The organism is Nocardioides sp. (assembly GCF_016462705.1).
Taxonomy (GTDB): Bacteria; Actinomycetota; Actinomycetes; order Propionibacteriales; family Nocardioidaceae; genus Nocardioides.
Window position 1 is genome coordinate 1 of record NZ_JAEMSS010000125.1, and the last position, 12,863, is coordinate 12,863.

The 12,863-nt window shown below is 73.4% G+C and carries 11 protein-coding genes; 3 read left to right on the plus strand and 8 right to left on the minus strand.

From position 1 onward, the window contains the following. Nucleotides 1-91: 91 nt before the first annotated feature. Both JHD21_RS15245 and JHD21_RS15250 read right to left on the minus strand, forming a co-directional pair. Entirely contained in the window at nt 92-322 is a 231-nt protein-coding gene (locus tag JHD21_RS15245) for a hypothetical protein (RefSeq protein WP_292676928.1), read from the minus strand. Between the two features lie 88 nt (nt 323-410). Beyond that, nucleotides 411-1,928, minus strand: coding sequence for an MFS transporter (locus tag JHD21_RS15250; RefSeq protein WP_292676929.1), 1,518 nt, complete (start codon nt 1,926-1,928; stop codon nt 411-413). A gap of 266 nt (nt 1,929-2,194) precedes the next feature. On the opposite strand from JHD21_RS15250, the gene JHD21_RS15255 reads away from it, so the two are divergent. Beyond that, the gene (locus JHD21_RS15255; RefSeq protein WP_292676930.1) at nt 2,195-3,586 is read left to right on the plus strand and encodes an MFS transporter; all 1,392 of its coding nucleotides are present in this window, start codon (nt 2,195-2,197) and stop codon (nt 3,584-3,586) included. A gap of 22 nt (nt 3,587-3,608) precedes the next feature. On the opposite strand, the gene JHD21_RS15260 is transcribed toward JHD21_RS15255, so the two are convergent. From JHD21_RS15260 to JHD21_RS15285, 6 genes are read right to left on the minus strand one after another with little or no spacing between them, the layout of a single operon-like run. Further along, nucleotides 3,609-5,693, minus strand: a complete 2,085-nt coding sequence (locus tag JHD21_RS15260) for an acetate--CoA ligase family protein (RefSeq protein ID WP_292676933.1) — start codon at nt 5,691-5,693, stop codon at nt 3,609-3,611. Further along, nucleotides 5,690-6,064, minus strand: a complete 375-nt coding sequence (locus tag JHD21_RS15265) for an OB-fold domain-containing protein (RefSeq protein ID WP_292676935.1) — start codon at nt 6,062-6,064, stop codon at nt 5,690-5,692. Before JHD21_RS15265 ends, JHD21_RS15260 begins: the two co-directional genes overlap by 4 nt. Then, the gene (locus tag JHD21_RS15270) at nt 6,064-7,200 is read right to left on the minus strand and encodes a thiolase family protein (RefSeq protein WP_292676937.1); all 1,137 of its coding nucleotides are present in this window, start codon (nt 7,198-7,200) and stop codon (nt 6,064-6,066) included. The genes JHD21_RS15265 and JHD21_RS15270 overlap by 1 nt, the downstream gene beginning before the upstream one ends. After that, the gene (locus tag JHD21_RS15275; protein WP_292676939.1) at nt 7,197-8,759 is read right to left on the minus strand and encodes an acyl--CoA ligase family protein; all 1,563 of its coding nucleotides are present in this window, start codon (nt 8,757-8,759) and stop codon (nt 7,197-7,199) included. Before JHD21_RS15275 ends, JHD21_RS15270 begins: the two co-directional genes overlap by 4 nt. 28 nt (nt 8,760-8,787) lie before the next feature. After that, a complete protein-coding gene (locus JHD21_RS15280; RefSeq protein ID WP_292676941.1) occupies nt 8,788-10,233 on the minus strand; it encodes an NAD-dependent succinate-semialdehyde dehydrogenase in 1,446 nt (481 codons plus the stop codon). Between the two features lie 38 nt (nt 10,234-10,271). Next, a complete protein-coding gene (locus tag JHD21_RS15285) occupies nt 10,272-11,357 on the minus strand; it encodes a zinc-binding dehydrogenase (RefSeq protein ID WP_292676943.1) in 1,086 nt (361 codons plus the stop codon). 145 nt (nt 11,358-11,502) lie between these two features. On the opposite strand from JHD21_RS15285, the gene JHD21_RS15290 reads away from it, so the two are divergent. Continuing rightward, nucleotides 11,503-12,291, plus strand: a complete 789-nt coding sequence (locus JHD21_RS15290) for an N-acyl homoserine lactonase family protein (protein ID WP_292676945.1) — start codon at nt 11,503-11,505, stop codon at nt 12,289-12,291. A 10-nt stretch (nt 12,292-12,301) separates the two neighbouring features. Further along, on the plus strand, nt 12,302-12,718 hold the full coding sequence (locus tag JHD21_RS15295; RefSeq protein WP_292676947.1) for a hypothetical protein: 417 nt from the start codon (nt 12,302-12,304) through the stop codon (nt 12,716-12,718). Nucleotides 12,719-12,863 lie beyond the last annotated feature (145 nt).

Below are 12,863 nucleotides of genomic sequence, written 5' to 3' on the forward strand. Positions count from 1 at the left end.
GCCCGCGACCGGCCACGGCCGCCACGACCACGTCGCGCAGCAGTCCTTGCTCCCGCTCCCGTCCCCTCAGCACTGCCGGCACCCTAGGCGGTCAGGGACGGATCCGGCAGCCGGCCCGGTCGATCGCCGCGACGACGGCCGCGCGGTCCATCGGCGCCCCGGCGGTGACCACGAGCGCCCCGGCGGCCGCGTCGTGCTCGCAGGCGCGTACGCCGGGGAGGCTCGCGACCGAGAGCAGCAGCGCGTCGACCACGCGATCGTCGAGGGGTCCCTCGAGGAGGAACACGACCGAGCCGATGAACACGCGGGGTGTGTCTCGCATCATCAGGTCCTCCGGCTGTTGCGGGTGGGTGTCGACCGCCCCGGCGCCAGGCGGGCCTGGGCCGGGGCGGTCGATCGCTGCGGGTCGCTCAGTGTCCGTGCCCGTGGCCGTGCCCGTGCCCGTGGCCGTGAGCCACGGCGTCGGGATCGTGGGCGGGCAGCAGCAGGGTCGGCAGCATCAGGGCCGCGAGCCCGATCGCCACCGCGAGGAAGGCGTCCTGGGCGCCGCCGATGATCCCGGCACGCGTGGTGAGGTCGCCCCCGATCGCGGTCAGCGCCGCGACCCCCAGGGCGGCACCGATCTCGTGACCGGTCATCAGCAGGCCCGAGCCGAGACCCGACTGCTGGGGTGCGACGTCGGCCATCGCGGCGACCGAGATCGCGACGAACATCGGCCCGACACCCAGCCCGAGGAGGGTGAACCCGGGGAGCACGTCCGTGACGTAGGCGGGGTCGGCGTCGATCGCGGCGAGGACGAGCGCCCCCGCCGCGGCGACCACCAGGCCGACGGCGATGAGCCGCTTGGCACCGACGTGCGGCAGGGCGTGCGACGCCGCCGCGGCGGACAGGGTGATGAAGCCCGCGAGAGGCAGGAACTGCAGCCCGGCGACCAGCGCGGAGGAGCCGAGCACCTGCTGCAGGTAGATCGAGCTGAGGAAGATCGCCCCGACGACCGCCCCGGTGACGCCCGCCATCACGACCGAGGCGGACACGAGCGACCGGACCCGCCAGGTGGCGGGCGGGACGATGGGGGCCGGCACCTTGCGCTCGTTGACCACGAACGAGGCCAGCAGCACGAGGGCGGCCGCGGCGCCGCCGAGGGTCTGGCCAGAGGTCCACCCGTGGCTGGTCGTGGACTCGACGGCGTACACCAGCGAGAGCAGGCCGGCGACCAGAAGCAGCGCACCGGAGGCGTCGATCCGACGAGGGCCATGGCTGGTGGTGGGCGAGGACGGGACCTTGGCCAGGACGCCCACGAGGACGGCGACCCCGACGGGCACGTTGATGAAGAACACGGCGCGCCAGTCGAGGGCCGTGGTGAGGATGCCGCCGAACAGGACGCCGGCGGCGATGCCCATGCTGGCCACGGTGCCCCAGAGGGCCAGCGCGGTCGCCCGCTGACGGCCTGCGTACGTCGCCATCACGACCGACATCGCGGCGGGGGTGAGCATGGCGGCGCCTGCTCCCTGGGCGCCACGCGCCAGGATGAGCTGCGTCGCGGTCCCGGCGATGCCGGCGGCCAGCGAGCCGAGGGTGAACACCGCCAGGCCGGTCAGGAACATCCGGCGCCGGTCGAACAGGTCGGCCATCCGCCCCCCGAGCAGCAGGAGGCCGCCGCTGAGCAGCACGTAGGCGCTGACCGCCCACTGGTAGTCGCTCGACGACAGGCGGAGGTCGGAGGCGATGCTCGGCAGCGCGACGTTCACGACGCTCACGTCGAGGACCACCATCACCTGGGCAGCGAGCATCAGGGCCAGCACGGTCCACGGCCGGCGCGGTTCCTCGGCGCCCTGGTCGTGACGCGTAGCGCCCTGGTGGTGGGGGCTGGGATGATGGCCGCTGCGGGTGCCTGGGTGCCCCTGCGGGTGGTGCAGGTCGGTGGACATGTCGTCTCCTCGTGAGGGTCGGCCGGCGGACGGTGCCGGTGGGACGAGCGTCGTCGCCGGGGCCGGCCCGTCGCGCTGGGAGATTCGCCGGGTTCCGGCGGCCCCGGACGCGGGTCACGACCACCGCACCGAAGGTTCGACCGGGCGATCCGTGGACGCCGACGTGGGGTGCGGAACAGCGGAACCCGGCGATCTCGCCGGTGCGACCGGACACCCGTGGCCGCGACCTTGGGGAGGTCCCACCCTCCACGACCCAGGTGACCGCCATGAACTCCACCGACACCCTCGCCCGCACCGACCTCCCGCACCCCGGGTCCGACCACGCCGGACGCCGTCGCCGCACGGCGGCGCTCGCCGCGCTCGTCTCGGCCCAGTTCGTCGTCATGCTGGACACCTCGATCGTCAACGTGGCACTCCCGTCGATCCAGGCCGACCTCGGCCTGGACGCCACCTCGCTCAGCTGGGTGGTCAACGCCTACGTCGTGACCTTCGGCGGTCTCCTGCTGCTGTTCGGCCGGGTCGCGGACCTGCTCGGGCGGCGCCGCGTGTTCACGGCCGGGTCAGCGGTCTTCACCGTCGGGACGCTGCTGGCGGCCGCAGCGAACCACGAGTCGGTGCTGGTCGCGGGACGCATCGTCCAGGGAGCGGGCGCCGCGGCCCTGGCGCCCGCCGCGATGGCCCTGCTGCTCGTGAACTTCCCCGGTGAGCACCGCGCACGTGCGATGAGCCTGTGGGGCGCGGCCTCGACCGTCGGGGGCGCAACCGGCGTCTTCGCCGGCGGCCTGCTCACCGGGGCCTTCGGGTGGTCGTCGGTCTTCTTGGTGACGGTCCCCGTGTCGGTGGCGGCGGCGTTCTCGGCGACTCGGGTGCTGGACGACAGCCCGCCGGTGCCCGGCCGGCGGTTCGACCTTCTCGGAGCCGCGCTGGTCACCGCCGCGGTCGTCGCGCTGGTCCAGGGTGCACTCGGCGCGGTCGAGGGCGAGTGGACCTCGCCCCGGGCGGTCATCGGGCTGTCGGCCGCCGTGGGGCTGCTGGCCGCGTTCGTCGCGGTGGAGCGACGCGTGCCCGACCCGCTGGTCCCCCTGCACCTCTTCCGCTCCCCGGTGCTGTCGACCGGTGTCGCGCTCTCCGTGCTGGGCGGAGCGGCCCGGGCCTCCACGTTCGTCCTGGTCGCGCTCTACGTGCAGAAGGCGCTGAGGATGTCGCCCGAGCTCGGCGGGCTCGCCATGGTGCCGACGTCGGTGGCCGGGTTCGTCGTCTCACTCACCCTGCTGCCGCGGGTCCTGCGCGCGGTCGGCCCGCGGCGCAGCCTGGTCGTGGGCCTGACCGTCCTGGCCGGCGGTCACCTGTGGCTCGCGCACGGACCGGCCGACGCGGCCTACCCTGTCGCCGTGCTGCCGGGCCTGCTGCTGGTGGCGACCGGCGTGGCGCTGAGCTTCACCCCCACGACCATGGTCATCGCGTCAGCCGCGCCCGACTCGCACGCGGGCCTGGCCTCGGGCCTGGCCAGCTCGGCCACCCAGGTGGGGGCGGCGCTGGGCACGGCGGTCCTCACGGCGATCGCGCTCTCGGGTGCCGGGTTCTCGGCGGCGTTCACCGCGGCCGCCGGGACCGCGCTGGTGACCGCGCTGCTCGGGTCGACCATCGTGCGCCGCTGAACGGCCACGACCACGGCCGTGGTCAGCGGCGCAGCACCACCGCGTCCACGGCGACGACGCCGTCCTCGAGCAGCATCAGCGGGTTGGCGTCGAAGCCGGCCACCTCGCTCGTCGGGTCGGCCAGCGCCTCGGACGCACGAACCACCGCCTTGGCCCAGGCGTCGACGTCCACCGCCGGTTCGCCACGTACGCCGGCCAGGAGCGGCGCCATCCGCAGCCGGCCGATCGCCTCGTGGACCTCCTCGAGCGTGCACGGCGCCAGCAGGACCTGGGTGTCGGGAGTCGCCTCGACGTAGACGCCGCCGGCACCGAGCAGCATCACCGGCCCGAAGACCGGGTCGAGCGACGCACCGACCAGGCCCTCGTGCAGGCCGCGGACCATCGGCGCCACCAGGAAGCCGTCGAGCGCGACGCCGTGGGACGCGGCCGAGGAGGCGATCTCCTCGGCCGCCGCCACTGCCTCCTCCCCGGAGGCGCAGCGCAGTCGCACCAGGCCGAGCTCGGACTTGTGCGTGGCGTCGGGGCTGCTGCCCTTGACCACGACCTGCGCGGCGCCGAGCCGGTCGAAGGCTCCGACGACCTCGCCGACCGTGGGGACCAGCTCGTGGGCGACGACCGGCACCCCGAGCTCGGCCAGGGCGGCGAGGCTCTGCGCCTCGTTGAGCGCGCCCGCGACCGGGCCCGCCGCCTCCCCCGCACGAGCGCCCACGGCCGGGCGGGGGAGGCTGTCCGCGCGCGCCATCCGTCTGCGGTGCGCGAGGTACTGGGCCAGCGCGGCGACCGCCGACGCCTCCTCCTCGAAGACCGGCAGCCCGGCCTCGACGAACGGTGCCGCGACGTTGGGCTGGGGGATCGCACAGACGATCGGCGTGCCCGACGCCGCGAAGGCGGCGGCGTCCCGGGCGAACCGCTCGACGTCGTACCCCCTCCCCGCCACGGGGATACCGAGCAGGCAGGCGTCGACGGCGGGGTCCGCGCCGAGGACCGGGAGCACCCGGCCGAACAGCCCGCTGTCGGTGAGGAGGGCGGCAGTCACGTCGACCGGGTTGGCGGTGGCGGCGAACGCCGGCAGCTCGGTCTTGAGCCCGGCGACCGTCGACTCGGACAGCGTCGCCAGCGGCAGACCGGCGTCCTCGGCGGCGTCGGCGGCCAGCACGCAGACCGCCCCGGAGTTGGACACCACCGCGAGCCCGTCGCCCGCCGGCCGCCAGTCCTGGAGGTAGAGCTCGCTGGCCGAGACCAGCTCCTTGACCGAGTGCACCTGCCAGATCCCGACCCGCTCGAGGAACGCGTCGAGCACCCGGCGCTCGGTCGCGAGCGCACCGGTGTGGGACGCCGCGGCCCGTGACCCGGACTGCGACCGCCCCCCGACCAGGGCGACGACGGGGACGCCGCCCTGGCGGGAGCGTTCGCCGAGCTCGACGAGCGAGTCGGCGTCGGTCACGCCCTCCAGGTAGAGGAGGAGCAGACGCAGGTCCGGGTCCAGCACGGCCTCTGCGGCCAGCTCGGCGGCGGTGACGTCGAGGTCGTTGCCGGTTCCGTGCGCGTAGCGGACGCCGATCCCCCGCCGGCGCAGGATGCCGTAGGGCACCGAGGCGAGCGCCCCGCTCTGGCTGATGATCCCGACCGGGCCGTCGGCCGGCGGCTCCTCGGTGAACAGCGTGGAGAAGCCGAGGACGGCGCCGGAGTGGAACGACGCCAGCCCCTGCGAGTTGGGGCCGACCACCCGCATCCCGGCGGAGCGCGCGTGTCCGAGCAGCTCCTCCTGCATCCGCAGTCCCTCGGCGGTGTGCGTCTCGCCGAAGCCGGACGACATCACGATGGCGCCCTTGACGCCCAGCTCGGCGGCCACGCGAACGGCGTCGACGGCGGCCTGACCGGGCACGGCGACCAGCGCCACGTCGGGCACGACCGGCGAGTCCTCGAGCCGCGGCACGGTCGGCATCCCCTGCACGGTGTCCCGCTTGGGGTTCACCGCCACGACCGTCCCGGCGTACCCGAACTCGCGCATGTAGCGCAGCGGCCGGCCACCGATCTTCTCCGGGTCGTCGGAGGCGCCGACGACCGCGACGGACGCGGGCCGGTGGAAGAAGTCGAGGGTGCTCATGCGGATCCTGCCTGGGCGAAGCTGGGGACGAGCACGCCGTCGTGCCCGTCGGGACGGAACGAGACGACCGCTCGGTCGCCGGGCGACAGGGCGTCGTCGTGGGCGCGGCCCATGACCACCGGCCCCTCGTCGAGCTCGACCAGGGCCAGGCGGACCGGCCCCGCCGCGGCGTCCGTCGGTTCGGCGGTGACGTGCAGCCGGGTGACCGCCACGCAGAGCCCGCCGCCGGAGGCCGCGACGTCCGCGACCTCGTCGGACCCGCAGACCGGGCAGTGCTCGTGCGGGAGGTACCAGTGGTTGCCGCACCGGCCGCACGCGGTGACCATCAGGACGGGCACGTCGGCGGTCCAGTCGTCGCGACGGCGTTCCATCAGCTCCTCCTCCGCAGCACCACGCCGACGTGGGCGGACAGCACCCCGCCGTCGGCGTGCACGTAGCCGACCTCGGCGCCGCCGACCTGGCTCGCCCCGCGCTCGTGCCGCAGCTGCATCGCGACCTCCGCGAGGTGGGCCATCCCGCCACCGACACCGCAGTGGCCGTAGGAAAGCAGGCCGCCGTGGGTGTTCATGGGGTAGCGGCCGTCGACCTCGAACGCACCCGCCCGGGCGTAGGCGCCCGCGCGCCCGGGCGGGGTCAGCCCGAGCTCCTCGAGGAGCATCGTGACGGTGATCGAGAAGCTGTCGTAGATCCCGTAGACGTCGACCGCCTCCCACGACAGGTCGGCCTCGGCGAGCGCGCGCTGCGCGGCCAGGCTCGCGCCGGAGGCGCCGGGCTCCATCGCGGAGAGGTGCTGGTGCCGGTGCGCCTGGCCGGTGCCGGCGATCTCCAGCGACCGGTCGCCGGTGGGCGCGGCCGAGACCACGAACGCCGCGCCGCCGTCGGAGACCGGGCAGCAGTCGAGCAGCCGCAGGGGCTCGGCGACCGGCCGCGAGGCCAGCACGTCCTCGACGGTGATCTCCTTCTGGAACTGGGCTCCGAGCTTGCGCGCTGCGTGCGCGCGCATCTGCACCGGGAACGCCGCCAGCGACGCGGGCTCCAGGCCGTAGGTCCAGAGGTAGCGGGAGGCCAGCAGCGCGTAGTAGGCCGGGACGGTCCCGCCCAGCGGCACCTCGTAGCGCCGGTGTCCGACCTGGGCGAGGGTCCTGGTCGAGGTCTCGCGGGTCTGGCCGCTGGCCCGGTCCTCCCCCGCCACGACCAGCACGTGCCGGGCCGTGCCCGAGGCGACCAGCCGCGCGGCCTGCGCGAGCATGGCCAGCCCGGTCGCGCCGCCGACGCTCATCCCGAAGGCCGTCGCGGGGCGGATCCCGAACCGCTCCGCGAACAGGTTCGCGGGCATCAGGTGGCTGGCGACCGTGGAGTAGCCGGTGATCAGCGTGTCGACCGCGTCGGCGTCGACCCCCGCGTCGGCCAGCGCGAGGGAGGCGGCCTCGACCTGCCACTCGACGGAGTCCGGCCCCGGCTGCCGGCCGAAGCTGGTGACCCCGACCCCGGTGAGCGCGGCGGTCATCCGGCGGACCGCGCGGACTCGTGGACGGTCTGCCGCAGGGCCTGCTTCTGGATCTTCCCGGTGGAGGTCTTGGGGATCTCGGTGAAGTGGATCTGCTTGGGCACCTTGAAGCCGGCCAGGTGCGCGCGCACGTGCGCCGCGATCTCGTCGGCGGTGACCGTCGACCCGGCACGCACGGTCACGAACGCCACCGGGATCTCGCCCCAGCGCTCGTCGGGTGCGCCCACGACGGCGGACTCGACGACGTCCGGGTGGGAGTCGATGACCCGCTCGACCTCGACCGAGGCGACGTTCTCGCCGCCGGTGATGATCACGTCCTTGGCCCGGTCGGTTATCTCGAGGTAGCCGTCGGCGTGCATCACCGCGAGGTCGCCGGTGCGGAACCACCCGTCCAGGGTCACCGCCGCCGTGGCGTCGTCGTCGCGGTAGTAGCCGAGCATCACGTCGTTCCCGCGAGCGACGATCTCGCCGGGGGTGGCGCCGTCGCGGGGCACGTCGGCGCCGTGCTCGTCCACGACGCGCAGCGGCTCGGCGATGACGTTGCCGACGCCCTGCCGGGCCCGCAGCGCGGCCTGCTCGTCGGCGTCGAGGGCGTCCCACTGGGACTGCCACTCGTTGATGCCGATCGGCCCGAAGGTCTCGGTGAGTCCGTAGAGGTGGGTGACGTCCATGCCGAGCCGGTCCATCCGGGCGAGCAGCGTGGGCGACGGCGGGGAGCCGCCGGTCTGGACGGCGACCCGGTGCTCGAGCGGCGGCCCGGCGGCGCCCTCGGCGTCCGCCACCATGGTCAGCACGGTCGGCGCCGCGCTGAAGTGGGTGACGCCCTCCTCGCGCAGCAGCGCCCAGATGTGCTCGGCGTCGATCTTGCGCAGGCAGACGTGCAGGCCGCCGATGGCCGTCACGCCCCAGGTGAGGCACCAGCCGTTGCAGTGGAACATCGGGACGGTCCAGAGGTACGACGTCCGCTGGTCCATCCGGCTGTGCACCAGCAGCGACAGGCTCTGCAGGTAGGCGCCGCGGTGGTGGGTCATCACGCCCTTGGGCCGTCCGGTCGTGCCGCTGGTGTAGTTGATGCCGAGCAGCCCGCGCTCGTCGGTGCACGGCACCTCGGCCGGCTCCGCGTCGGCCAGCAGCCGCTCGTAGTCGCTGCCCGGCCCGGCCTGCAGCACCGGGACCCCCACCTCGGCGGCGACCCGCGCACCCACCTCGGCGAACTCCTCGCTGAGGACGAGCAACGTGGCGCCGGAGTGGTCGAGGATGTAGGACAGCTCCTCCGGGGAGAGCCGGATGTTGAGCGGCACCAGCACCGCGCCGCGCATCGGGACGGCGTGGTGCATCTCCAGCAGGACGTGGCTGTTGGTGGCCAGCACCGCCACCCGGTCGCCGGGGTCCACGCCCAGCCCGGCGAGCACGCCGGTCAGCGCCCGGCAGCGGTCGTAGAGCTCGCGGTAGGTCAGCCGCAGGTCGCCGTCGACGACGGCGTCGCGCCCGGCGTAGACGTCCGCCGACCGCCTCAGGAAGGCGGTCGGGGTGAGCTCGGCGAAGGTGAAGTCGGCCATGACCGTGTCGTACCCGGGTCCGTGCCGGTCACAGCCCGCCGAGGGAGAGGTACTTGGTGTCCAGGTACTCCTCGATGCCCAGCGGACCGCCCTCGCGGCCGATGCCGGACTGCTTCACGCCGCCGAACGGGGCCTGCACCGCGGAGATCTGGGCGTCGTTGACGCCGACGGTGCCGTACTCGAGCCGCTCGGCGACCCGGATCGCCCGGTTGAGGTCGCGGGTGAAGAAGTAGCCCGCGAGCCCGTAGTCGGAGTCGTTGGCGCGGCGTACGACGTCGTCCTCGTCGGTGAACGTGAAGATCGGCGCGACCGGGCCGAAGGTCTCCTCCTGGGCGAGCAGCATCGACTCGTCGGCACCCGTGATGACGGTCGGCTCGAAGTAGAGCGCCGAGTCGTGGCCGGTCTCCGCCCGGTGACCCCCGAGCAGCACCTCGGCGCCCTTGGCGACGGCGTCGGCGACGTGCGCCTCCACCTTGACCAGCGCCGCCTCCTCGACCAGCGGTCCGACGTCGGTGCCGTCGTCGAGGGCGTTGCCGACGGTGAGCTCGGCGAACGACCCGGCGAGCCGCTTGCCGAACTCCTCGGCCACCGACTCGTGCACGAAGAACCGGTTGGCCGAGACGCAGGTCTGGCCCATGTTGCGGAGCTTGACCGCCATCGCCTCGCGGTGGACGAGGTCCAGGTCGGCGTCCTCGAAGACGATGAACGGCGCGTGCCCGCCGAGCTCGAGGCTCACCCGCTTCATCGTGTCGGCCGCGCCGCGCATCAGGATCTTGCCGACCTCGGTGGAGCCGGTGAACGAGATCATCCGGACCCGCTTGTCGGCCATGAAGACGCCGCTGACCTTGGGGGCGTCGTTGGACGGAGCGATCTGCAGCACGCCCGGCGGCAGGCCGGCGTCGTGGAGGACCCGGCCGATCTCGAGCGCCGACAGCGGCGTGAGCTCCGCGGGCTTGAGCACCATGGTGCTGCCGGCGGCGAGGCAGGCGCCGAGCTTGCGGAGGATCTGCAGCGACGGGAAGTTCCACGGGGTGATGCAGGCGGTGACGCCGATCGGCTGCTTGATGGTGATGATCCGCTTGGCGCTGGTGGTCGCCGGGATGGTCATGCCGTGGACCCGGCGGGCCTCCTCGGCGAACCAGTCGATGAAGCCGATGCCGTACTGCAGCTCGCCGACCGCCTGAGCGACCGGCTTGCCCTGCTCGCGGCTCAGCAGCCGGGCGAGCTCGTCGAGCCGCTCCTCGAAGATCCGGGCGGCCCGGCGGAGGATCGCGGCCCGCTCGACGGCCGGCGTCGCGGCCCAGCCGTCCTGCGCCGCCGCGGCGCCGTCCACCATCGCGCGGACGTCGTCCTCGGTGGCGTCGGCCACCTGGGCGACGAGCTCGCCGGTCGAGGGGTCGATGACGTCGAACGTCGCGCCGTCGTCGGCGTCCCTCCACTCGCCGTCGATGAAGAGCTGGGTCGGGAAGTCCACGGGTGGTCTCGTCTCTCTCGGTCTGCCTTGAAGGGTTGTCACGGGACGATGGCCACCCGCGCGACCGAGCGGCTCTCGCCGGCCTTGAGCGCGTCGGTGACCTCGGCGAGCGGGTAGGAGCGGTCCGAGAACGCCTCGAACGGGTGCAGGTGCTGCCGCCGGGCGAGGAACTGGACGGCCTGGTGGAGGTACCACGGGTGGTAGCGCAGGACGCCGTGGATGTGGACGCTCTTGCGGGTCACGAACCCCGGCGTCATGGTCACCGTCGCCTCGGCGTTGAGGTTGCCGACCGACGCGATCCGGCCACCCACGCGCGCCAGGTCGATGGCCTCGACGAACGACGCCGGCACACCGGTCACCTCGAGCACCAGGTCCGCCCCCACACCGCCGGTGAGCTCCTGCACCCGGGCGACCCGGTCGGCCGACTCGGGGAAGTCGGCGAGGCTGACGGTCTCGTCGGCGCCGAAGGCGCGGGCGAGCTCGAGCCGCTCGGGCACGCCGTCGATCGCGATCACCCGCGCCCCACGTTCGTGGGCCACCGCGGCGGCGTACAGCCCGAGCCCCCCGGCCCCTTGGACGACCAGCGTCTCGCCGGCCGCCAGGCCCACCTGGTCGATGGTGAAGAGCATCTGCGCCAGGCCGCAGTTGGCACCGGCCACCGTCTCGTCGGGGACCGAGTCGGGGACCTTGTAGAAGTACTGCCCCGGGAAGAGGTAGTAGTGCGTGGCGAAGCCGGAGCGGAAGTGCGGCGCCACCTCGGGCTTGAGCTTCCACTCGGCCAGGCCGTTCTGGCACAGATTGAACTCCGAGCGCAGGCACGGCGGGCACCGGTGGCAGGTCAGGTAGTAGACGGGGACGACCCGGTCGCCCAAGGCCAGTGGCTCGCCGGCGAAGTCAGTGGAGACGCCCTCGCCGAGCGCGACGACCTCGCCGACGAACTCGTGCCCGAGGCCTGCGTCGCGCAGCAGCAGCGACTCGTAGTGCCACTGGTGGACGTCGGTGCCGCAGACGTTGGCGCGGCGCACGGCGAGCAGGACGGCGCCGGGACCGGGCTCCGGGACGTCGTACTCCTGGAGCTCCACGGTCGCCGGACCGACGAGCGTCGCGATCTGCCCGGTGCTCATGGGGACGATCCAACGGCCGCCGCGGCTCCGGGGAGTGTGCGAGTTTGCGACAGTGTGTCTGCCCTGTCGCAAAGTGGGACGGCGGCCTCCGGCCCGGGCGCAGCACGGTGAGGGCTCACCAACCCGAGCACGGAAGGACGAGCCGATGTCCCTCGGTTTCGCGCGCAAGCTGTGGGCGCTGGACTGCCCGACCCTCACGGTCGACTCCAACAGCCTGATGTACGGCCTCTCGGGCATGGTGACCATCCCGATGCCGTCGTTCCTCATCGAGCACCCGAAGGGGCTCGTGCTGTTCGACACCGGCATCGCGCCGGAGGCGATCACCGACCCGGTGGGGATGTACGGCCAGGAGCTGGCCGACGGGCTCGGCATCGGAGGTACGCCGGAGCAGGCGGTCGACAAGCAGGTCGAGGCGCTCGGCTACAAGACCTCCGACGTCACCCACGTGATCACCTCGCACTTCCACTTCGACCACGCCGGCGGCGTCCACCTCTTCCCGGAGGCGAAGCACTACATCGGCGGCGGCGAGCTGGCGTTCGCGAACTTCCCGGCTCCGATCGGGGCGTTCTGCTACATGCCCGACCAGCTGGCGCGGACCAAGGACTACGACTGGCGCGAGGTGCCCGGCTGCGACCTGGACCTGTTCGGCGACGGCTCGCTGGTCCTGCTGTCGATGCCCGGCCACACCCCCGGAGAGCTGAGCCTCAAGGTGCGGCTCGCCTCCCGAACGTTCCTGCTCACCGGCGACGCCGTGCACCTGCGCCAGGCCCTCGAGCTGGAGTACCACTTCCCGATCGACTGGGACACCCGCGTCGCCCTCGACTCGCTGCGCCGGATCAAGCGGATCGCGGAGGCCGAGGAGGCCACGATCTGGATCACCCACGACCCCGACGACTGGGCCGAGCTCAAGCACGCGCCGTACTGCTACGAGTGAGGCACGCCTGATGCCGATCCTCGTGGACTACCAGTGCGGCACCTGCGGGACCCGCGCGGAGCACTGGACGCCGTCGCCGCCTCCTGCGTCGGTGTCCTGCGCTTCCTGCGGCGCCGAGGGCCGGCGGCTGTTCGCAGCCGTCGGCCTCTCGGGCGCCCCGGCTCCGGCGCCTGCCGCACCGGCGTCGTCGACCCGCCGCGGCCCGTCGATGTGCCAGCAGTACCCCCAGATCCCGGGCCTCTGCCACATGTCCGAGTCAGCCGCCCGGATGTGGGTCGCCAAGGCCACCCGCAACTCACGCGCCGTCGACCGTGAGCAGGAGCGCCAGGAGAAGGCCGCCGCGGTCAAGGCGCCGACGATGGCGGACGTGATCACCCACCATCACAAGGACACCGCGACGGCGACACCAGCTTCAGCGCCCGGCTGACTGTTCGGTGAGCGCGGTGGTGGGAGCGGTCGGAGGCCCCAGCGCGATCCACGCGATCTGTGCGCTGGAGATGTGCCCTCTCGACACATCCGGATCTGGCACCCCTCTGTGTCAAGCGCTGCTCTGAACGAGGCTCTTCACGGTG